General features: G+C 65.9%; 21 protein-coding genes, 1 pseudogene and 1 riboswitch. Of the genes and pseudogenes, 8 read left to right on the top strand and 14 right to left on the bottom strand.

What is annotated here, in order from left to right; translation table 11 throughout:
• Nucleotides 1-39: 39 nt before the first annotated feature.
• The 4 genes from DTX69_RS16320 (at nt 40) to DTX69_RS16335 (ending at nt 3939) form a co-directional block, all read left to right on the top strand.
• Entirely contained in the window at nt 40-1395 is a 1356-nt protein-coding gene (locus tag DTX69_RS16320) for a dihydrolipoyl dehydrogenase family protein (RefSeq protein ID WP_119302609.1), read from the top strand.
• A 44-nt stretch (nt 1396-1439) separates the two neighbouring features.
• Nucleotides 1440-1603, top strand: a riboswitch (FMN riboswitch).
• A gap of 102 nt (nt 1604-1705) precedes the next feature.
• The gene (gene ribB / locus DTX69_RS16325; RefSeq protein WP_119302610.1) at nt 1706-2341 is read left to right on the top strand and encodes a 3,4-dihydroxy-2-butanone-4-phosphate synthase; all 636 of its coding nucleotides are present in this window, start codon (nt 1706-1708) and stop codon (nt 2339-2341) included.
• 208 nt (nt 2342-2549) lie between these two features.
• The gene (locus DTX69_RS16330) at nt 2550-3206 is read left to right on the top strand and encodes a 2OG-Fe(II) oxygenase (RefSeq protein WP_162917268.1); all 657 of its coding nucleotides are present in this window, start codon (nt 2550-2552) and stop codon (nt 3204-3206) included.
• 4 nt (nt 3207-3210) lie between these two features.
• Nucleotides 3211-3939, top strand: coding sequence for a transporter substrate-binding domain-containing protein (locus tag DTX69_RS16335; protein WP_119302612.1), 729 nt, complete (start codon nt 3211-3213; stop codon nt 3937-3939).
• On the opposite strand, the gene DTX69_RS16340 is transcribed toward DTX69_RS16335, so the two are convergent.
• The 8 genes and pseudogenes from DTX69_RS16340 to DTX69_RS16370 form a co-directional block, all read right to left on the bottom strand.
• Nucleotides 3885-5117: an MFS transporter gene (locus DTX69_RS16340; protein WP_119302613.1), complete on the bottom strand. Its 1233-nt coding sequence runs from the start codon at nt 5115-5117 to the stop codon at nt 3885-3887. The two genes, DTX69_RS16335 and DTX69_RS16340, sit on opposite strands and share 55 nt — an antisense overlap.
• A 153-nt stretch (nt 5118-5270) precedes the next feature.
• The gene (locus DTX69_RS16345; RefSeq protein WP_119302614.1) at nt 5271-6656 is read right to left on the bottom strand and encodes an NAD(P)-binding protein; all 1386 of its coding nucleotides are present in this window, start codon (nt 6654-6656) and stop codon (nt 5271-5273) included.
• 50 nt (nt 6657-6706) lie between these two features.
• Nucleotides 6707-7018 (bottom strand): ArsR/SmtB family transcription factor, encoded by a 312-nt coding sequence (locus DTX69_RS16350; protein WP_119302615.1) that lies wholly within the window; start codon nt 7016-7018, stop codon nt 6707-6709.
• 68 nt (nt 7019-7086) lie between these two features.
• Nucleotides 7087-8247, bottom strand: coding sequence for a radical SAM family heme chaperone HemW (gene hemW, locus DTX69_RS16355; RefSeq protein ID WP_119302616.1), 1161 nt, complete (start codon nt 8245-8247; stop codon nt 7087-7089).
• A gap of 36 nt (nt 8248-8283) precedes the next feature.
• A complete protein-coding gene (gene rdgB, locus DTX69_RS31010) occupies nt 8284-8916 on the bottom strand; it encodes an RdgB/HAM1 family non-canonical purine NTP pyrophosphatase (protein WP_456073059.1) in 633 nt (210 codons plus the stop codon).
• Between the two features lie 75 nt (nt 8917-8991).
• Nucleotides 8992-9387: pseudogene (locus DTX69_RS31015) on the bottom strand (GNAT family N-acetyltransferase); the annotation flags it as partial.
• A 140-nt stretch (nt 9388-9527) separates the two neighbouring features.
• Nucleotides 9528-10247, bottom strand: coding sequence for a ribonuclease PH (gene rph, locus DTX69_RS16365; protein WP_119302618.1), 720 nt, complete (start codon nt 10245-10247; stop codon nt 9528-9530).
• A gap of 177 nt (nt 10248-10424) precedes the next feature.
• On the bottom strand, nt 10425-10772 hold the full coding sequence (locus DTX69_RS16370) for an HNH endonuclease family protein (protein ID WP_284735819.1): 348 nt from the start codon (nt 10770-10772) through the stop codon (nt 10425-10427).
• Nucleotides 10773-10869: 97 nt separating this feature from the next.
• Between DTX69_RS16370 and hrcA the strand changes: the two genes are divergently transcribed.
• Nucleotides 10870-11964, top strand: coding sequence for a heat-inducible transcriptional repressor HrcA (gene hrcA, locus DTX69_RS16375; RefSeq protein ID WP_119302620.1), 1095 nt, complete (start codon nt 10870-10872; stop codon nt 11962-11964).
• Between the two features lie 178 nt (nt 11965-12142).
• Nucleotides 12143-12757 (top strand): nucleotide exchange factor GrpE, encoded by a 615-nt coding sequence (gene grpE / locus DTX69_RS16380; protein ID WP_119302621.1) that lies wholly within the window; start codon nt 12143-12145, stop codon nt 12755-12757.
• 66 nt (nt 12758-12823) lie between these two features.
• Here the strand turns inward: grpE and DTX69_RS16385 are convergent, their stop codons facing one another.
• Nucleotides 12824-14506 carry a methyl-accepting chemotaxis protein gene (locus DTX69_RS16385; RefSeq protein ID WP_119302622.1) on the bottom strand — a complete coding sequence of 561 codons (1683 nt, stop codon included), beginning with the start codon at nt 14504-14506 and terminating at the stop codon, nt 12824-12826.
• 317 nt (nt 14507-14823) lie between these two features.
• Here DTX69_RS16385 and DTX69_RS16390 point away from each other — a divergent pair, with 317 nt between their 5' ends.
• The gene (locus tag DTX69_RS16390; RefSeq protein WP_284735826.1) at nt 14824-15729 is read left to right on the top strand and encodes a DMT family transporter; all 906 of its coding nucleotides are present in this window, start codon (nt 14824-14826) and stop codon (nt 15727-15729) included.
• A gap of 87 nt (nt 15730-15816) precedes the next feature.
• Entirely contained in the window at nt 15817-16728 is a 912-nt protein-coding gene (locus DTX69_RS16395) for a LysR substrate-binding domain-containing protein (protein WP_119302624.1), read from the top strand.
• On the opposite strand, the gene DTX69_RS16400 is transcribed toward DTX69_RS16395, so the two are convergent.
• From DTX69_RS16400 to DTX69_RS30705, 5 genes are all read right to left on the bottom strand, one after another.
• Nucleotides 16725-17369: a cation transporter gene (locus tag DTX69_RS16400; RefSeq protein WP_284735820.1), complete on the bottom strand. Its 645-nt coding sequence runs from the start codon at nt 17367-17369 to the stop codon at nt 16725-16727. The genes DTX69_RS16395 and DTX69_RS16400 overlap by 4 nt on opposite strands.
• Before the next feature lie 88 nt (nt 17370-17457).
• Nucleotides 17458-19857: an ABC transporter substrate-binding protein gene (locus DTX69_RS16405; RefSeq protein WP_162917270.1), complete on the bottom strand. Its 2400-nt coding sequence runs from the start codon at nt 19855-19857 to the stop codon at nt 17458-17460.
• Between the two features lie 172 nt (nt 19858-20029).
• Nucleotides 20030-20884: a DUF1848 domain-containing protein gene (locus tag DTX69_RS16410; protein ID WP_119302627.1), complete on the bottom strand. Its 855-nt coding sequence runs from the start codon at nt 20882-20884 to the stop codon at nt 20030-20032.
• Nucleotides 20885-20933: 49 nt separating this feature from the next.
• The gene (locus DTX69_RS16415; protein ID WP_119302628.1) at nt 20934-21191 is read right to left on the bottom strand and encodes a hypothetical protein; all 258 of its coding nucleotides are present in this window, start codon (nt 21189-21191) and stop codon (nt 20934-20936) included.
• Nucleotides 21192-21199: 8 nt separating this feature from the next.
• Nucleotides 21200-21397: hypothetical protein (locus DTX69_RS30705; RefSeq protein ID WP_284735821.1), on the bottom strand; the 198-nt coding region annotated here is incomplete at its 5' end.

A 21397-nucleotide genomic window follows, 5' to 3' on the forward strand; every position in this document is an offset into this window, starting at 1 on the left:
CCGCGCCAGTCTTTTCCACTTCCTGCCGGAGATCGCACCATGGCCACCGAACAACACGATGTCGTCATCCTGGGCGGGGGCAATGCGGGCATGGGCGTGACGGGGCCGACTCGTGCCGCCGGGCTCTCCGTCGCGCTGATCGAGCCCGCTGAGCTCGGCGGCACCTGCCCCAACCGCGGCTGCACGCCGAAGAAGGTGCTGGTGGCCGCCGCCCATGCAATGGATGAGATCGCGCGTGCCAAGCACCATTGCATCGCAGTCGGCGAATCGAAGCTGGACTGGGCCGCTTTGATCGACCGCGAAAAGGCGATGATCAAGGATCTTCCGGCGCGCATGGAGCGTGCGTTGGAGGGCCGTGGCGTCACGCTGATCCGCGGTCACGCGAAGTTCGCCGGCCCGCGCACGATCGTGGTGGACGGCCGCGCCCTCGAGGCGAAGCACATCGTCATCGCGACCGGCTCAAAGCCGCGGAGCCTGCCGATCGAGGGCGCCGAGCATCTCATCACCTCCGACGACGTGCTCAGCGAACGCACGCTGCCGCGCGAGGTCATCTTCATCGGCGGCGGCGTCATCGCCATGGAGTTCAGCCACGTCTATGCGCGCGCTGGATCCAAGGTGACGATCCTGGAGGTGCAGCCGCGCGTGCTGGGTGAGTTCGATCCTGACGCGGTGGCGGAGATCGTGGGGGAAAGCGCTCGCATCGGCATCGACGTGCGCACCGACGTCAAGATCAAGCGCATCGCGCCGTTGAACGGGCGCCTGCGCGTGACGTTCGAGCAGGGTGGCCAGGAGCACGCGCTGGATGCTGACCGCGTCGTCAACGGCGCGGGCCGGATCGCGGATGTGGATACGCTCGATTTGGCAGCGGGGCAGGTGGACCAGGAGCGCGGACGGATCAAAGTCGATGAGCATCTGCGCTCGGTATCGAATCCCGCCGTGCATGTGTGCGGCGATGCGCTCTGGTCGTCACCACAGCTCTCGCCGATCGCCACCTATGAAGGCGGGATCGTCGGCCGCAACATCGTTGATGGGCCGCGCCACAAGCCGGGCTATCTCAGCATCCCGTCCTGCGTCTATACCGTGCCGGCGCTCGCCAGCGTCGGCCTGACCGCCGCCAAAGCGGCGGAGCAGGGACGCCGCGTCAAGGTGCATACCAACGATCTCATGAACTGGCTGTCGACCCGCACCTACGCGGAAACGGCGGCGTGGTCGCGTGTCGTGGTAGAGGAGGAGAGCGGCCATATCCTCGGTGCGCAGATCGTCGGCCATGCGGGCGAGGAGCTGATCCACATCTTCGCCCTCGCCATGAAGCACGGCATCACCGCGACGGCGCTGCGCGACACGGTCTTTGGCTTCCCGACCTTCTCCGCCGACATCAAGAGCATGCTCGGTTGACCCTGCCTTGACTCCACACGGGCGGCTCTGCCACTGTCCGGCCGTTACGTCTTCAGGGCGGGGTGGAAGTCCCCACCGGCGGTAGGGCGCACTGGTGAAGAGCCGGCGCGCCGAGCCCGCGAGCGCCGCGGAACGCCTGTTCCGCGGGTCAGCAGACCAGGTCGAATGCCTGGGCCGACGGTCACAGTCCGGATGAAAGAAGACGAGAGCAAGGACGCAGCCGCCCAGTCGGGGCGGAGTTCCGCGTCCTTGCGATCCGTGCCCTGGAACGTTTTTCGCAACCAACGTCTCAAGCGAGGAGCGTTTCACTATGTCCACCTCCCACCTGATTGAAAGGCGTATTGCCGCCGCGTGCGATGCCATGCGCGCCGGCTTTCCCGTCGTGCTGCTCGATGACCATGATCGCGAGGACGAAGCCGACCTGATCGCGGCGGCGGAAACCCTGTCGCACGATGTGATGGCGCGGCTGATCCGCGATTGCAGCGGCATCGTCTGCCTGTGCCTGGATGACACGCTGGTGCGTCAGCTCGATCTGCCGCCGATGGTGGCCAGGAACGAGACGCGTTTCGGCACGGCCTTCACCGTCTCGATCGAGGCCAGGATCGGCGTCACCACCGGCGTGTCGGCGGCGGATCGCCTGGCGACGGTGCGCGCCGCCATCGCCGACGGCGCGCGGCCGGAACACCTGGCGCGGCCGGGCCATGTCTTTCCGCTGCGCGCCCAGCCGGGTGGTGTGCTGACCCGCCGCGGCCACACTGAAGGCGCGGTGGATCTGGCGCGGCTCGCGGGGCTGAAGCCCGCGGCGGTGCTGTGCGAGCTGATGGACCGCAAGGGCGAGATGCTGCGCGGCAAGCGCGCGAAGGCCTATGCCCGGCGCAACGGCTTTCCGGTGCTCACGATCGCTGAGCTGGCGGAATATCTGGGGGCGGTCGAGCTGGCGGCCTAGCTGGCAAGAACCATCGCTTCCCCCCTCACCCCAACCCCTCTCCCTCGAGGGAGAGGGGCTCTTCGCACGAGCCCAGCAATAGCGTCCCCTCTCCCCTCGACTGAGAGGACAGGGTGAGGGGGCGGCGATGCAGCGCGTCGCAGCGACTGGTTACGCGCCGCTCTTTCTTTCTGCTATGGTCGCGCATCCAAGCAAGTTGAGGCGCGATATGGCGGTGAAGGATAGCGGAGGAGCGCAAGTCGGTGCGCTGGGGGCGCAGCCGGGGCCGCAGGGTGCCCAAATCCAGCAGCCGCACTTCATCCGCATGTACCGCGACACCTTCAGCAAGGAATTGTGCGAAGAGGTGATTCGCCGCTTCGAGGCGGATGAGCGCAAGCATGCCTCGACCACCGCGACGCGCGACAAGCCACGCCTCAGGTCCGGCACCATGCTGCAGATCGGCGACCTGCCGGAATGGCGCGACATTGCCGATGCATATTCCGCCGCGCTCGAGAAGAACCTGCAGGCCTATGCCGAAGCCTTCCCGACCTTGAAGCAGCTCATCTCCACGCCCGCCACCAAGCGCACGCCGCCGCTCCTGGAGCGCATCGAGCCGGGCCAGGGCTTCGGCATGCACATCGACGCCTCGGTCGCCGGCACGCACGACCGCATGGTCGCCGTGCTCATGTATTTGAAGGACGTGGAGGAAGGCGGCTTCACTGAGTTCCCGTTCCAGTCCATCCGCGTCAAGCCGCGCGCGGGCCTGATGCTGCTCTTTCCGCCGTACTGGACCCACCCGCACCAGGGCGTCAGCCCGGTCAAGGGCGTCAAATACAATCTCACCAGCTACGTGGTGGTAGACAACAACTTCCGTCCGCCGCGCTAGGGGCATGAGCATCATCTTCGCCTATCTCGACGAGCCGCCGTTCTGCGCGCCGGGTCCTGACGGCCCAATCGGCTGCGATGTCGAGGTGGCGCGCGCTGTACTGCGCGCGATCGGGGTCGAGCGCGTTGAGACCAGGCTCGTCACCTTTGCGGAGCTGCTGCCTGGCGTGGCGAGGGGCGCGTGGCACATCAATACGCCACTCTTCATCACGGCGGAGCGCGCCGAGCTGGTCGGGTTCAGCCGGCCGGTCTGGTCGCTCGCGGATGGCTTCATGGTGAAGGCGGGGAATCCGAAAGCGCTCACCAGCTATCGTGCGCTCGCGGATCATCCCGATGCGCGGCTGGTCGTGGTCGCAGACCAGGTGCAGGAGCAGGGAGCACGGGCAGCAGGCCTGCCGCCGTCGCGCGTCCTGCGCGTGCCGACCCAGGCAGAAGCGGTGCAGGCCGTCCTGGACGGACGCGCCGATGCCTATGCCACCGTGGCGATGGCGCATCGCGGGTTTCTGCGCGCTGCGCCGGATGCGCGGCTCCAAGTCGTAGATTTCGGCGCGCAAGGCGGCGCCGCGGCGGAGGGCGCGTATTCCTTCGCCAAATCGAACGATGACCTGCGCCTCGCCTTCGATCGCGAACTTTCACGCTATCTCGGCTCGCCGGAGCATCGCGCCATCATGCGGCGCTATCACTTCGCCGATGCCGATGTCGACCGCGTGGCCCCGCGCCGCACGCAGGCATAAAGCGCGCCGACCAGTCCAACCTTGATGGCGGCGAGCACGGTGAGCGTCGCGAGCGTACCGCCGGCACCGAAATGCAACATCGCGAAGGCGCCGATACTGGGTGCTGCAGCCTGCGCGATCAGACTGGGGAAGGCGAGCTTACCCATGGTCGGCGCATAGTTCTTGGGATCGAACAAGGCGAGTGGCAGGGTGGCCCGCGCAATCGATTCGATTCCGAGACCCGCGCCATAGAGCACGAGTGCCAGGGATAGGACCGGCAGGTTCATCCACAGGGCGCCGATGCCGCACAACATGAGCAGGGCGGATGCCACCATGGTCCAGATCGGATGGTGATAGCGCGCGATCATCATCTCGACAAAGCGCGCGCCCACTTGCGCTGGTCCCACGAGCGCACCCAGAGCAACCGCGGCAGCCAGCGCGATGTCGTGCGCCTGCAGGATCGCGAGCAGATGCACGGAGAGAATGGTCGAGATGAGCGAGCTGAAAGTGACGACGGCTGCCAGCAGCAGAAAGGGCAGCGTGAGCCCGGCGGTTCTAGGCGACTCCGTCTTCACGGGGGCGGCTGTGCCGCGCGCGGCACGCTCGCCGCGCAGGCTGACGAGATAGAGCGGGAGCACGATCGATAGGTGGATGAGCGCATAGGTCACGCAGGCACCGCGCCAGCCGAGCTCCGACACCAAGAAGGCGGAGAGCGGCCAGCACGCGGTGCTGGCGAAGCCGCCGAACAGAGTGAGCGCAGCAATTGCGCGGCGCGCCTGATCGCCATAGAGCTGGCCAAGCGTGGAGAAGGCCGCGTCATAAAGGCCGCATGCCATGCCGAGCCCCATGATCACCCAGCCGCAGAGATAGACGAACAGGTTGGGTGATATCGCCAACACGATCATGCCGCTTGCCAGCAGCACCGCGCTGGCGGCGAGGATGGTGCGACCGCCTTGCGCATGAATGCGCCGTCCGATCAGGGGCGAGATGAGGCCGGCGACCAGCAGGCCGAGCGACAGCCCGCCGATCACCCAGCTGAGCGGCCAGCCGGTGTCTTCCGCAATTGGCGCGGCAAGCACCGCCGGCAGATAGTAGGACGAGCCCCACGCCAGGATCTGCGCAATGCCCAGCGCGCTGACCACGAGGCGGGGGGATGGTGATGGCGCGATGTTATCCTCTGTCGGCGCGATGGCGGTCATGCATGATGTGCGTCTAACGTCAACGTTACACTCCTCCCACCAAGCTGGGGGAGGGCTGGGGTGGGAGAAGCGAGCGAAGATTCTCTCCCAGCGAGACTGTGGCTTCCCCCCTAACCTCCCCTGTGTCGGTGGAGGAGACCTTTGCTTGGCGCGTCACGAGCAACCGCAGCCCTGCTTGCCGGCTTGCTTCGCCACCGCGTCCTTGATGCAGCAGGCATCGAGCTGGGCGGCGATTTCCACGGGCGCGGGGCCGCCGCAGCAGCCGGCGCCATCCTCGATGGGATCGGTTTCGCAGATGCCGGTTTCCGGTAGCGTCAGGTGCACCGCGTCGGCGGCTTCCATGTCGCCGGCCAGCGCAGCGGCCACGGAGCGCGCCTGCTCATAGCCGGTCAGCAGCAGAAAGGTCGGGGCGCGCCCATAGCTCTTGACGCCGATGGTGTAGAAGCCAGGCTCCGGATGTCCGGTCTCGCGATGGCCGTGCGGCGGGACCGAGCCGCAGGAATGCAGGTTGGGATCGATCAGCGGCCCGAGCGCCTTCACGCTTTCGAGCCACGGATCGAGCTCCAGACGCAATTCGCGCGTGAGGCCGAGGTCGGGCCGCTGGCCGGTGGCGACCACGATGCGATCCATCGGGTCCGTCGTTACTGGACCGTTCGGTGTTTGGCCGAGGAGGACCACGCCGCCCGGTGCGCGCCGAACTTCGCTTGTCGCGAAACCCTGGATCAGTTTGACCCTGCCGCCGTCCACCAGCTCGCGCAGGCGCATGCCGAGCGCGCCGCGCGCCGGCAGCTGATCGTTCTCGCCGCCGCCATAGATCTTGTGCATGCGCGTCGCCCGCACGATCCAGGTGATCTCGGTCTGCGGCTGCTGATCGGCGAGCTGCACGAGGTCGAGCAGCACGTTGATCGCGGAGAAGCCGCCGCCCGCCACGGCAATGCGGCGGCCGGCATAATTCGCACGCTCGCGCCCCAGCACGTCCGGCATGCCATAGAAGATGCGCTCGGCGAATTCCGCTTCACCGTCCGCCGGCAAGCCGGAGGCGCCGAGCGGATTCTGATGCTGCCACGTGCCCGAGGCATCGATCACTGCGCGCGCTAAATCGTAGCGCGGCGCCTCGCCCATCCGTGCGACGGTCAGGCGGAAGGGGCGGCTCTCGCGGCCCTTGCTGGCCACCTTGTCGATGCCGAGGCGGGTGATGGCCTCGACCTTGGCGCCGGTTTCGATGTGCGGCGCCAGCTCCGGCACCCGCGCGAGCGGCTTCAGATAGAGCCGATAGATGTCATCGCCGGTCGGCAACACATCGGACGGTGGCGCCCGCCAGCCGTGCTCGGCCAACAGGCGGCAGCTCGCGGTATCGGTGGCGAACTCCCAGGGCGTGAAAATCCGGCAATGGCTCCAGTCGCGGATGTTGGCGCCGACGGTCTCTCCCGCTTCATAGAGCTTGAAGGGCATGCCGCGTTCGGCGAGGTGGGCGGCGGCGGCGAGCCCGATCGGGCCGCCGCCGATGATCGCCACGGGGAGCTGGTCCATGATACTCATCTGTTTCGCTCCTTCCAGAATCTTAGAAATAGCTGGTCAAAAAAAGAGCCTCACGCCGCCCGCTCATCCGGCCGGCAGGCATCGAGGCAGCATTCATCCACCAGGTAGCTGACCAGCTCGTCCATAGCCGGGTAGTTGGCGCGGCAGATCAAGGTCGTGGCCTGCCGCTCCTGCGTCACCAATCCGGTCAGGATCAGGCGATGCAGATGATGCGACAGGGTGGAGGCGGCAATGCCGATCTTGTCCTGGAGCTGCCCGACCGCTAGGCCGTCCTCTCCCGCCCGCACCAGCGCACGGTAGACCTTCAACCGCGTCGGGTTGCCGAGGGCTTCGAGTTGCTTCGCTGCTTTTTCGACTTTCATGGAAATAGAGATATGGCGGGCGTCGATCGAGCGTCAAGCCCTATTTCGATGTCTATCGAAATAATGCCCTAGGCCACCAGGGCGGCCAGCACCGCATCCAGGCGCTGGCGTCCCTCTGCCGTGGCAGCGAGGCGGTCACCGGAGAGCGTGAGGAAGCCGCCTTCGATGAGGCGCTGGAGGCGGGCCGGGTCGAGCGCCTCTGCGAACGGCTTGGCCGATTCCTCCTCGATGCGGGTCATCGGCACGCCTTCCTTCAGGCGCAATCCCATCATCAGCATCTCGTTGAGCCGCTCGGGACGGGGCACCAGATCGCGCTGGCGCGTGGCGTGGCCGTCGCGCTCCACCAGGTCGAGCCAGGCTTCCGGCGCGCGGTGCTGGCGGGTGGCAAACTTCTCGCCATTGATGGTGAGGCGGCCATGGGCACCGGGACCGACGCCGACGTAGTCGCCATAGCGCCAGTAGGTAAGGTTGTGGCGCGATTCTTCACCGGGCCTGGCGAAGTTGGAGATCTCGTAATCGGCAAGGCCTGAGGCGCCGAGCCGCGCGACCGTTGCTTCGTAGAGCTCGGCCGCATGTTCCTCGTCCAGCACGCGGAAATCGCCACGCGCGACGGCCTGCTCGAACTGGGTGCCGGGCTCGATGGTGAGCTGATAGAGCGAGATGTGACCGGCAGCGAACTCAAGGGCGCGGTCGAGCTCGTCTTGCCATTGCTCCAGCGTTTGGCCGGGTCGGGCATAGATCAGGTCGAAGGAAAAGCGATCGAAGGTCGTCGCGGCCATCTGAACTGCGGCAAGCGCTTGCGCGGCATCATGCTGCCGGCCGAGGAATTTGAGGTCGCGGGCGATCAGGCTCTGCACGCCGAGCGACACGCGATTGACACTGCCTTCCCGGAACGCGCGGAACTTCTCGATCTCGGCCGACGTCGGATTGGCTTCCAGGGTGATCTCGATGTCACCTGCGATCCGCCAGAGGTCGCGTGCACGTGCGATCAGCGCCGCCACCGTCTCCGGCTCCATCAGGGACGGCGTGCCGCCGCCGAAGAAGATGCTGGTGACTGTGCGGCCCTGCGTGTCGCGGGCGTAGTGCTCGAGTTCGCGCAAGAGCGCGCTACGCCAGCGTGCGTGATCGATACGCTCGCGCACATGGGAGTTGAAGTCGCAATAGGGACACTTCAACCGGCAGAACGGCCAGTGGATATAGATGCCGAAGCCGAGGCCAGGCGCGCTCACACGACGTCTTCCTTATGTCGATGCGCGCGCAAAATTCTACGTGCGGCGATCATCGCCTGTGAAGCACGCCGCCATCAGCTGGCGGAAGCTTTCGGCGCGGTGGCTGATTTCGCGTTTGTGGTCGGGGTCCATCTCGCCGAAGGTGATGTCGTAGCCGAGCGGCTGGAAGATCGGGTCATAGCCGAAGCCGCGTGCACCGCGCTTCCCGTTGATGATCTCGCCTTCAACCCAGGCCTCGAACAATTCGCAATGCCCGTCGGGCCAGCAGAGTGCCAGCGCGCTGACAAAGCGCGCGCGACGGTTGGTGTGCGGGCTGAGCTCGCGCAGCACGCGATCCATGCCGATGTTGAAGTCGCGCGCCCCATCGCCATTCTTGTCGGCCCAGCGCGCGGAGTAGATGCCGGGCGCGCCGCCCAGCGCCTCGACCGACAGGCCGGAATCATCCGCCAGGGCTGGCAGGCCGGACGCCTTGGCCGCAGCGACCGCTTTCAGCTTGGCATTGCCGATGTAGGAATCCTCGGTCTCTTCCGGCTCGGCGAGGGCGAGATCGCTTGCCAGCACGACCTCGATGCCGAGGGGTGCCATCAGCTCGACCATCTCCTTGAGCTTGCCCTTGTTGTGGCTGGCGATCACCAGCTTCTTCTCCGTGAAACGGCGCGGCACGCGCAGCACCTTCGCCATCAACAGGCAGGGATTCGCCTCGTTCCACAAGGTGGGGAACACTTCCAGCGGCACGAAACCTTGCGCCGCGTAGAAGCGGTGCGTGCGCGCGTAAAGCCGGTCACCGGCACTCGGCGCCAAAGTCTTCACGGTCAGGATGCGCGTCGCCTTTTTCGTCAAATGCGTCTCGACTTCCTCGAGCAAGCGTTCGCCGAGCCCGGCGCGGTGATGCTCGGCGCGGATCGCGATCAGATGCAGCTCCGCCGTCGCCGGGAAGTGCTGCAGCACGGTGACAAGGCCGGCCACCTCGTCACCCTTGCGCGCCACCCACATGCGCAGATCGCGCCCCTCGCGGCAGAACTGGTCGATAGCCTCCGGAATGCCGAACCAGTCCGGCAGCGACTCCAGCACGGAGCGGCAGATACGCTCCTTCGCATCCGGATCGTGCTCGCGGGTGATGGTGTAGGTGGCCTCGGGCATCTTCCTTTTACCGTCGTCACCGGGCGAGGAGCAGCGCGACGAGACCCGGTGATCCAAATTTTTGTTGCTGTACCACTGACCGTCACTTGGATTGCCGGGTCAAGCCCGGCAATGATGGTATTAGAAGGTACGCTAGCACATTACTCCAACCCCAGCACGACGCGCTGCAGGCGGGTAAGCTCGGCGACGCCTTTGCGGGCGTAGCTCAGCAGCTGCATGAACTCGGCCTCGCTGAACGGCTCCCGCTCGGCGGTGCCTTGCACCTCGATGATGCCGCCCTTGGCTGTCAGCACGAAATTAGCATCCGCCTCGGCGGTCGAATCCTCCGCATAGTCGAGATCAAGTACCGCCTGCTTCTGGTGGATGCCGCAGGACACCGCCGCGACCTGATCGTTCAGTGGAATCTCGTTCACCGCGCCCAGCTTCTTCATGTGGCGGAAGCAGAGATAGAGCGCGACGTAAGAGCCGGTGATGGCGGCAGTGCGCGTGCCGCCATCGGCCTGCAGCACGTCGCAATCGATCTTGATCTGGCGCTCGCCGAATCCCTTGAGGTTGGTGACGGTGCGCAAGGCGCGGCCGATCAAGCGCTGGATCTCCTGGGTGCGGCCGGACTGCTTGCCCTTGGCGGCCTCGCGCTCGGTGCGCGAATGGGTGGAGCGAGGCAGCATGCCGTATTCCGCCGTCACCCAGCCCTGCCCGCTATTGCGCAGGAAGGGCGGCACCTTGTCGTCGATCGAGGCGGTGCACAGGACGTGGGTCTCGCCGAATTTGGCGAGACACGAGCCCTCCGCATATTTATTGACGTCGATCAAGAGCTCGACGGCGCGCATTTCGTCCGCCGCCCGGCCAGATGGGCGCATGGGTCGCGCTCCTTGTGATTAGGGTCAAAATTCGGGGCGGAAGCTACACCACGCTTCTCCGCCTGTCATCCCGGCCGAGCGCAGCGAGAGCCGGGACCCATGCGGAAAGCGGTGACGCACCATAGGTCCGGCTCTACGCCGCTGCGCGATTTGGCCGGGATGACAGACGTGGGGGCGTCATTTGTACCGCCGGCTGCGGGACCAGCGCGTGCGGTCGTAGTATTCCGGCGGCCGTTTCTTCACCCAGGCGATGAACTGGGCCAGCATCGGGTGGGTGCGCAGCTTGTCAAAATCGGAGAATTCCTCCGCCAACTCGCGCTCGCTCAACATCGCATGGATGGCGCGGTGGCAGATCTTGTGTACGGTCACGGTCGCGCGCCCGCCATGGCTGCGCGGGAGGGGATGGTGCTCGTCGAGGCTCGGCCCCGTCACCATCGGCCGGTCGCATAGCGGGCATGGGCCAACGGCAGCACCATCGGTGGCTGCAGTGCGCCTGATCCGCCGCCTGGTTTTCATCTTACGCATGGCGAGCGACTGTGCCGGCGGGATCTCACGCTGGCAACGGTGAGTTGACGTTGCGTTCCCCGCTTCCTAGATTCGTCCATCCGGAGGTCGAACTGCCATGCAATTCAATCCGAAGGGTGGAAACAGCAACGTCCCGACGATCGCCGGGCATCGGCCAGTGCTGGCAGAGATGTCGGAGCGGTCACGCGAGATCTTCCGCCAGATCGTCGATGCTTATGTCGAGACGGGCGAGCCGGTCGGCTCGCGCACGTTGTCCCGGCGCCTCGGCCACTTGTCGCCCGCAACCATCCGCAATGTCATGGCCGACCTGGAGGAAATCGGGCTCCTGTTCGCGCCCCACACCTCGGCCGGACGGCTGCCGACGGAGTTGGGGCTGCGCCTGTTCGTGGATGGGCTGATGGAGGTCGGCGGCCTCACCGCGGAGGAGCGCGAGGCGATCGACGGGCAGTGCAATGCCTCTGGCCGCTCCTTCCCCGAAGTGCTGGAGCAGGCGACCACCCTCCTCTCCGGCCTGTCGCGGGCCGCCGGCCTCGTGCTGGCGCCCAAGAGCGACCGGTCGCTGAAACATATCGAGTTCGTGCATCTCTCGCCGGGCCGCGCTTTGGTGGTGCTGGTGACCGAGGGCGGCATGGTCGAGAACCGCCTGATAGACGTGCCTATGGGGCTGCCGCTTTCGACGCTAATCGAGGCGACGAACTACCTCAGCGCGCGGCTGGTCGGGCGCACCATCGGCATGGCCCGCGTTTCGATCCTGGAAGAGCTCGAGAGCCAACGGGCGGAACTCGACTCCCTCACCCGCAAGGTGGTTGAGACGGGACTCGCCACCTGGTCCGATGGCGAGCGGGCGGAAGGCGCCTTGATCGTGCGCGGCCAGTCGCACCTACTGGACGACGTGCAGGAGGCGGCGGATCTGGAGCGCCTGCGCTCGCTGTTCACGGCGCTGGAGACCAAGGAGCAACTGCTGAAGCTGCTGGAAGCGGCCGATCAGGCCGAAGGGGTCCAGATCTTCATCGGCGCGGAAAGCAATCTGTTCGGCCTTGCCGGCTGCTCGGCGGTGATCTCGCCCTATCGGGACAGCCAGCGGCAATTGGTCGGCGCCGTCGGGGTCATCGGCCCCAGCCGGCTCAACTATGCCCGCATCATCCCGATGGTCGATTACACCGCCAAGGTAATCGGGCGGATTCTGGGCTGAGCCAATTTGGTTTTTTGTTGCATTTTCGACGCCGAACCGGCTTCCACTTCGGCGGAAATGCTCGGGGCCCATTCGTTAACGTGCGGCGTCTTGACCGGATTTAGCGATTGACCATCTATGGCTTGGCCCTAAAACAGCGGCCATTCCCTTAAGACGAGACGGAATACTGGATCGCGACATGAGCGACGAGAAGGACAACACCCAAATGCCAGAGCCGGCCAACGATCCCGGCCCGATCGACGACGGGCAGGAGGTTCCTGCCGCCCCATCCTTGGAGGCGCAGCTCGAGGCGGCGAAACAGGAAGCCGCACAGCTCAAGGATCAGGTGCTGCGCGCCTTGGCCGAGGCGGAGAACGTGCGCCGGCGCGCCCAGCGCGAGCGCGAGGATGCCGCCAAATATGCGATCACCAATTTCGCGCGCGACGTCCTGCAGGTCAGCGACAATCTGCACCGCGCCCTGGAAGCGATCCCGCAGGCGGCGCTGGCCTCTGACGAGGCGCTCAAGAACCTGCATGAGGGTGTCAGCGCGACTGAACGCCAGCTCGATGCCGCGCTGGAGCGCCAGCAGGTCAAGCGCATCTGGCCGATGGGCGAGAAGTTCGACGCCAACCTGCATCAGGCGATGTTCGAAGTGCCGACCACCGAGCATCAGCCGGGCACGGTCGTGCAGGTGATGCAGGCCGGCTACACGATCCACGACCGTCTGTTGCGCCCCGCGCTGGTGGGCGTCGCCAAACAGCCTACCGGCGAAGCACCGCCGCAAGGCAGCGGCAAGGTCGATACGATCGCATAATCAGAGAACAGAGATCAGATGACAGATGTCAGAAGTGAATTCTGACATCTGATCTCTGACATCTGGCTACTGAACTTTGATATCCCGCAAAAACCGATCCACCTCGCTGCGCAGCGTCTCGGACTGCTGGCCAAGCTCCTTGGTGGCGGCGAGCATCTGACCGGCGGCGTGGCCGGTATCGCCGGCGGCTTGCGTCACGCCGGTGATGTTTGACGACACGTCCTGCGTGCCGGCGGCGGCCTGCTGGATGTTCCGGGCGATCTCGCGTGTCGCAGCACCCTGCTCCTCGACCGCGCTCGCGATCGATGCGGCGACGTGATTGATCTCGTTGATGATGGTGGTGATGCCCTGGATCGCTTCCACCGAGTTCGAGGTGGCGTTCTGGATCGAGGCGATCTGAGCGGAGATCTCCTCGGTCGCGCGCCCGGTCTGGTTGGCGAGGTTCTTCACTTCCGATGCGACTACGGCAAAGCCCTTGCCGGCTTCACCCGCGCGGGCCGCTTCGATCGTGGCATTGAGCGCCAGCAGGTTGGTCTGGTTCGCGATATCGCTGATCAGCCTCACCACCTCGCCGATCTTCTGGGCGGCGTCCGCCAGGCTGCGCACCTGCTCGTTCGTGCGCTCCGCCTCCGCCGCAGCCTTGCTTGCAATGTCGGCGGATTGACCGACCTGCCGGCTGATCTCGGAGATCGATCCGGAGAGCTGCTCGGTTGCCGCGGCGACGGTCTGGACGCTGTTGGTCGCCTCTTCCGAGGCGGCTGAGACGATATTCGCCTGGCGGCTGGTCTGTTCGGCCGTCGCCGACAAGGCGGCGGCGTTGGCCTCCATCTCGCCGGTCGCGGTGGTGACGGCCGTCAGGGCCGTGGTGACGCTGCGGTCGAAGGCGGCGGTGCGCTGCTCCAGCTTTTCGGCGCGCTTGGCCTTCGCCTCCTGCTCCTTGCGCCGCTCGGCAGCCAGGCGCTCGGCACGAACGGCGTTGTCTTTGAAGACCTGCATGGCGGCAGCCATGTTGCCGATCTCGTCCTTGCGCCCGAGCGCCGGAATCTTGATATCGAGATTGCCCGATGCCAACGTACCCATGGCTCCCGTCATCACGTCCAACGGCGCACAGATGCTACGCACCATCACGAAGACGAGGCCGGCGAGCAGGACCATCGCGAGCACAATGACCGCGATCAGGCCATTCCCCGCAAGGGCAGCGGTGCCTTGAGCGGATTCATTGGCGGATTGCGCGGAGGCGGAGATGAGATCGCTGAGCTTGCCCAGGCTGTCTTCCAGCTCCTCGAAGGTCGCAAGGAACGGCGCGTATTGGGCTTCAGCCGCGGCCGAATCCTTTTCAGCGAGAGCCATCAGGGATTCGGCCGTTCTGATATAGGTGTCCAGCTTCGGTTCGACCTCCGAAATCGCGCCACGGACCTCCGCGCTCACAGCAAGTTCCTTGTTGGCGGCGATCCGGTCGCGAAAATTCTGGCTATGATCGGCGAGATCAGCCTTCGCCTGCTTCATATCATCCGCGTTGCTGTCCCGCGCCGCGCGCAATGCGGTCAGGATGTCGGCGCGCAGCGCGTCGTGCATCATGTCGCTCTCGAGATGATTGCGCAGCGCGAGAGACGTGGTGGCGACGCTATCGAGCTCGGTGCTCTGTCGGGAAATTCCCCAGTAGCCGATTGCGCCGATGAACAAGGCAATCGCGGCCATCAGGCCGCCGAAGCCATAGAACTTCCGGCGGATCGTCAAGGACTTGAACATATGGGGTATCCTTCCTCTCGCGCTTCGAGGCGCCAGCCACGCTTGCAGGGTTGCGCAAGAGGTAGTCGATTAGGCTTAAGATCGGGTAAAACCGCCATGGATGCTTCCGCCTACATGGCTGTAATACCTAAGAATTAGCTCCTGGCTCCATCGCCTCTCGTTGGCAGCGGCGAAGAACCTGCTATGAGTGTCCGCGGCGGGCAGCACGGCGACGAGGCAGGACCATCATCACACGGGAAAAATCCGGATCGGCGGCGGCGGTCGACGCCCGCAGCGATGCCGACGCGCGGCCGCAGCAGCGGCTGAAAGGCGCGCTCATCCTCAGTCTGGCGGTGGCGGTGACGGCGCTGCAGGACGCCTTCATCAAGGATCTCAGCCAGTCCTATCCCGTGCATCAGATGCAGACGTTCCGTGCCGGCGCGGCTTTGGCGCTGATCTTCGGCTGGATCGCCGCCAATGGCGGACTCACTTTGCTCCTGCGCACGCGGCCGAGCGGGCTGTTGCTGCTGCGCGCCGCGATCCTGTCGCTGGCCAGCCTCAGCTTCTACATTTCGCTGGCGGCGATGGAGTTCGCCGATGCGGTCGCGATCTATTTCTCCATGCCGCTGATGGTGGCGGCGCTGTCTCGGCTGGTGATCGGCGAACGGGTGCCACCCTGGCGCTGGACAGCGGTCGGGGTCGGCTTCATCGGCGTCGTCATCGTGCAGCATCCGGGCGTTGGGGTGTTCGAGCCCGCGTCGCTGCTCGTGCTCTTTGCCACCTTGTGCTACGCGCTCGGACTCATGCTGACACGCCCCGTCGGCATGCGGGTCAATTCGGCGGTCATGAGCTTCTGGCAGCTGGTCGGATTCCTGGTGACAGGCCTGTTGCTCAGCCTCGTCTTCGGCAGCGGCGCCTTCCATGATGCGGCCCACCCGAGCCTCAGCTACCTGACCGGCGGTTGGATCACCCCGACGCTGCTCGATGCTGGCAAGCTGCTGGGCTTCGGCGCATTGGCGGCCCTGGCGTCGATCCTCTATACCGCCGGCTACAAGGTCGCGGCGCCCAGCTTCGTCGCGCCGTTCGAATATTCCGCACTGATCTGGGCCAGCCTATGGGGCTACGTCATGTGGGGCGATATCCCTGGCGTCAGCACGCTGGGCGGCGCCGCCCTGATCGTGGCGGCGGGGCTTTGGATGATCGCGCGCGAAGCACGCCAGAAATCGGGAATCAGGGATCAGTAATCAGATGAGAGGAAAATGCGGTGTATTCTCTTCTGATTCCTGATACCTGATCACTGATAACTATGACGCGATCTACCCGCTGTATCGATGGCTGAAAGACCGACCCGCCGCCGCCTGCCGCCACTCAATGCCCTGCGCGCGTTCGAGGCGGTCGCCCGATCCTTGAGCTTCACCAGGGCCGCCGACCAGTTGCTGGTGACGCAAAGCGCCGTCAGCCGGCAGGTCAAGAACCTGGAAGACATCCTCGGCGTGCAGCTGCTGAAGCGCAAAGGACCGCTGGAGCTGACGGAAGAGGGGCGCAAGCTGCTGCCGGTCCTGACTGGCAGTTTCGACAAGATCGCGGAGGTGATCGCCGGCATCAAGGCGACCCATGCCAATCCGCCTTTGACCTTATCGCTGCCGCCGACCTTCGCGCGGAGGATGGTGATGCCGCGCCTAGCCGACTTCCAGCGCCAGCATCCCGATCTCGAGATCCGCATCGACACCCCGCCCAGCAACATCGACTTCGCCAGCGCGCCGGTCGATATGGCGATCTTCTTCGGCACCAACACGGTCGATGCGCTGATCGTCGATCTGCTGATGCGGGAGGAATTCACACCGGTCTGCTCGCCGAAAGTGGCGGCCGGCGCCGGCAACAATCTCGCCGAGTTCCTGCGCACGCGGCCGCTGCTCCATGTACGCCAAGGCGACGACCTCTATCAGTGCTGGACAATCTTCGCCGCGCAGACCGGCCTCGATGACCTGGTGGTCGATCGCGGCATCGTGCTGGAAACCGCCGACCTGGTGATCGAATCCGCGATCAACGACGGCGGCGTCGGCATGCTCGATCCGCGGATGTATCCGGAGGAGATGAAATCCGGCCGCCTGGTTGCGCCGTTCCAAGTGAGTGTGAAGTCCGGCCGCTCCTACTTCCTGGTGAGCCGCGCGGAAGAGATCGAGATCCCGCGCATCGCCGCGTTCCGGCAGTGGGTGATCGAGCAGTTTGCCAACTCCGCCTAAGCGGGGTAGGGAGCCTGGGCGCGCAATTCACCCCGCGCCTGGCGGACAATCTGCCATCCACCGCTGATGCTGAGGCTGGCCATGATTGCGGCGACCACGAGGTCTGGCCATCCGGTGCCGGTGCCGAACACGCCGGCTGCGGCCGCCAGCACCGCCAGATTGCCGATCACATCATTACGCGAGCAGATCCAGACGGAGCGCATATTGGAGTCGCCGCTCCGGAAACGGAACAGCATCAGCGCGACACCGGCATTGGCGAGCAGTGCCGCGATGCCAACGACACCCATCACGTCTGCCCTGGGCAGCGTACCGGCACCGGCATGCCAGATGGTCGATCCCACGACCCAGAAACCCAGGGCGAGCAGGCCTGTCCCTTTGACCAAAGCGGCGCGCGCACGCCAGGCGAGACCGAGGCCGGCAACACCGAGGCTGATTGCATACGTGCCTGTATCAGCCATGAAGTCCAGGGCGTCGGCCTGCAGAGAGGCAGAGCCGACCGCGAGACCCGCCACGATCTCGCCCGCGAACATGATGCCGTTGACGGCCAGGGCAATCCAAAGCGCGCGGCGCCATGCCGGGGAATTCAGGCCCTTGTCGCCTGTTTCCGCAGAACATGGTTCATCGTGACAGCATCCGGCCAACGAGCCCTCCATTTGAGACAAGCTGTGAGCTGTTGATCCCTATATGGAGCTTCCAACCATCGGAGGGTAGGGGCGAAAGCTGTGTGCATCACTCCGCCAGCAGCTGATCGAACAGCAGCATCTCCGCATCGCGCAGGACGACCTGATCGGGGCGAGTCCACAGGTGATAGCGGCCGGCGATGTCGAGGTGGCCGCGGCAGGCGAGGCACTCGATCTGCTGAACCAACGGGATCAGCAGGCACTCGTGGGCAATGGCGCGGCACGCCTCCTTGAGCAGCCGGCCGCGCTCGCTCCGGTCCAGGCTGCGCGCGGCGCGCCGCACCGCCTGGTCGATTTCGGGAATCGCGATCAGGCCGTAGTTGCAGGCGCCGAAGCCGTGCTCCGGATCAAAGGCGGCTGCGAAGTCGCGCAGGATCATCTCCGCATCCGGCAGAAACGGCACCCAGCTGGTCAGGAGCAGGCCGAAGCTCGGCTGCGGATCGTAGCGCGCGAAGTCGCGCAACGGGCCATAGTTCGGCTTCAGGTGGATGCCGGCAGTGGCGAGCTGCACGGTCAAGGCGCGCAGCAACTGCCGGTCGTCGGATTCGACGTCGTCGATCGCGGCGGTCGCGAGGGCGAAGCCGTCGGGATAGCCGGCGGTGGCCAGCAGATGGCGGGCGAGCTCCGGGTCGTACGGATCCGGCAGCAGATTGCGATCGGCGCCGAAGAAATGTGGCGGCACCGGGCTGCCCAGTATCTTGCCGCCGCCCATCAGCGCCTTGTCCACCAGGAACGCGCGGTCGATCGCCAGCGAGAGCGCGCGCCGGACCCTGACGTCCGACAGCGGGTTGGCATCGATGGGTGTGCCGTCCGGCAACCAGGCCATGCCACGCGCGCCGGGCAGGATGTTGGGCTGCAGGAAAAAGACGCAATCCCTCTGTGGCCGCAGAATCCGGATGGCGGAGCCCCGCTCGAGCTTTCGCGCCAGGGCGCGCCCGACGTGTGGCGTCACGTCGACCCGGCCGGACAGCAGCGCTTCCTCCGCTTCGGCCGCCGTGCGGAATCCACGGCCGATCACCACTTTCCACCGTGCCGGCTGCTTGCCGGTCCGGTGATGCGCGACCAGGCGCAATCCGTGCGGACCGTAATCCACCATGCGATAGGGGCCGGTGCCGATGGCGTGCGCCAGGTCGAAGGCGCCGACCGGCAGATCGCCCGCCGCACGATGAATGATGGGAATCGCGGCGAGCTGCTCCAGGAACAAGGGAGCGGGCGCGCGGCTGCGCAGCACGACCGTATGGTCGTTCGCCGCTTCGCAGGCTTCCAGATCGGGCGCGGTCGATTGCATCTCGCACGCGGTATCGTCCAGCATGCGCCGCACCCGGCGAAAGGTCGCGAGCACGTCGGCCGAGGTCAGCGGATCGCCGTTCTGGAAACGCGCGGTGCGGTCGAGGCGGAACATCCAGGTGCGCGGATCGATCTGCTGCCACGAACGTGCCAAGCACGGGCGCGCATAGCCGTCCTCGCCGATCTCGGTCAGGCATTCGAACACGCTGCCGATCAGGAAGCTGTCCGCGTCGACCTGCTGCAGCAGCGGATCCAGCGCCGGCAGCGATTGGGTGAAGCCCATGGTCAGCAGTTCAAATTCACCCGGTCGCTCCGTCTGACGCTGCGTGCGCAGGTCGGGCAGCCAGACCGATATGCGCGTGCCCTTGCCGACCTCGCTGTCGACGCTGATGCTGCCGCTCAGGCGATCGACCAGGCCCGCGGTGATATAGAGACCGAGCCCGTGGCCGCCCGCCTGGCGCGATTCCTTACCGCCGATCGCGGAGAAAGCTTCGAACAATTGCGCCTTGCGCGCAGGCGCGATGCCGCTCCCGGTATCCGTGACGGTGAGGCGCAGGCTGTTGTCTTCGTCGCGCACGACGGTCACCGCGACTTCGCCCTTGTGCGTGAACTTTGCGGCGTTGCTGAGCAGGTTGATCAGGATCTGCGCGACCCGGCGGCGGTCGGACGTGATGGAACCGGAATCCGGCGGCAGCAGCAGGATCAGGTTGTTGCCGTTGGCCTCGATCGAGGCGCGCTCCAGTGCCGCGACGTCCTCGATCAGCGGCGCCACCTCGAACAGCTCGGTATCGATCTCGAGATTTCCGCTTTCGATCTGCTCGCTGGTCAGAATGTCGCCGACCAGGCCGATCAGATGCTTGGCCGCGGTTTCGATGGTCGCAAGCTTGTCGGTCTTGCCGGCCGCGTCGGTCGGCAGTTCGGGCTGCCGCAGCAACTGGGCATAGCCATAGATGGCGTTCAGCGGATTCTTGAGTTCATGGGCCAGCACGGCGATAAATCGGCTCTGGGCATCGCGCTCGGCCCGGATGGCAGCCGCCGCCTCCGCCGCGCGCTCCGCACTGTGCAGCGCATCGGCCGCCACCTCCCACGCAGCACGCAGGCGTTCCAGATCCGGGTGTTTCTGATCGGCCGGCCGCTCGGCCGGTGGCTCACTCTGGGACAAGCTCGCTCGTTCCGCACTCACGCGTCACCGGACCCGCACGAATCCGGCTAAACCATTGATCTTCATGCCTAATCCATACCGAATTGTTAACGCCCTCCGCCCGCTTTCCGGCGCAGGGAGAAGCCGTCCCGGACGCAATCTTACCCCGGGACGCGCGACGTCAACAGCGCGCTTATCCGGCGGAACGCCGCTCCCGGCGCATGCGGCGCTGGACTGCCTCGTGGTCGCCGACGGCGTAGCAATAGCGGCAGCCATGGACGCAGCTGTCATAGGCGCCGATGTCGCGGGATTCGGCGCACAGGCAGCCGGGCCGGTTGCCCTTGAGGGCGGCGGCGACCGGCCGGCCAGCGATATCGCCAAGGCGGACGGCATCGACGCAGCGCGCACCGGGCGTGTTTGAGGTCGCGGTGAGGTCCGGCTGGGTGCAGAGCGAAAGGGTGATGCCGCGGTGTGCAGCCGTTTCACGGAGAGCGATGATGAGGCCGGTCCGTTCCTCCGGCTCCGGTTGGCGACAGGTAATGCCGGCCTTGGCCAGATTGCGTGCCGACTTGGCATAGAGCTGCGCGAAGGAGACAACGACTTCGTCCGCGATGCCCGCCAAGGCATCGGCCAGACGCGCGAAGTTCGCGCGGTGCCAGTCGGTCTCGGTGTCGGGCGTCAGCAGGATCGGATCATAGCGCCACACCACCACGCGCGGTCCGTAGCTCTCGGCAATGGCGCGCGCATTGGCGATGGCGAGCGATGGATCGATGACGTTGGTGTCGATGGCGCGCGGATAACCGATGATGGTGTATTGCACCACGAACGGCTTGCCCTGCGCCGCCACCGCCGACAGCGCCCGCGAGAAAGGCCGCGCATTGCGGGTCCAGAACACATAGCCATCCACCGCATCGGCCCTGAGGTCGACCGTGTACGGGCGCTGGCTGTAGGGATTGGTCACTGCCACTTCGCCCGCTGCGAGCGCCGCCAGGAACCAGTCGCCATGAAAGGCCGGAATATCGCTGCGATAGCTGGCGGAGATGATCATGGCGTGATGATAGCGTGACTGCCGATGCGCGCGGTAGCCGATGGCTGCGCTATTGGCGCTGCACCGTTCCGCCGGTGCGGGACGATGCAGCCTTTCGAATCCTGGCCCGCAGCCAGAACGCAATCGCCACGTCGATCGCGGCGACGGCATAGAACACCAGCTGCAGCACGATGGCCGGTGTGCCCGTGAGGCCGATCAAGCCCGGCAGGAAGGCGCCGATGGCGGCGGTGATCACGGCACCGACCAGGACGGCGGCCATCGTGATGGTGGCGACGCTCGAGGGTGGCTTTCGAGTCTGGTCCGGCATGATCTCTATCAACGCATGCGCTGCACTGTCGGGGCGCGGTTAACGGGCAGTCCCTTGCCGGTCCTGCTCGGCCTGGCCTGTGCCGGGCGTCCGGCCTGCGGCGCGGCGGCCCTGGGCCGCGCGGCCGGCGCGGTCCGGGTGGCAGCGAGCCGCTGCAGGACGCGGGCGGCGCGGATGAAGCTCCAGAATGCCAGGGCATAGAGCAG

This window comes from Dongia deserti, from assembly GCF_003574735.1.
Taxonomy (GTDB): domain Bacteria; phylum Pseudomonadota; class Alphaproteobacteria; order Dongiales; family Dongiaceae; genus Dongia_A; species Dongia_A deserti.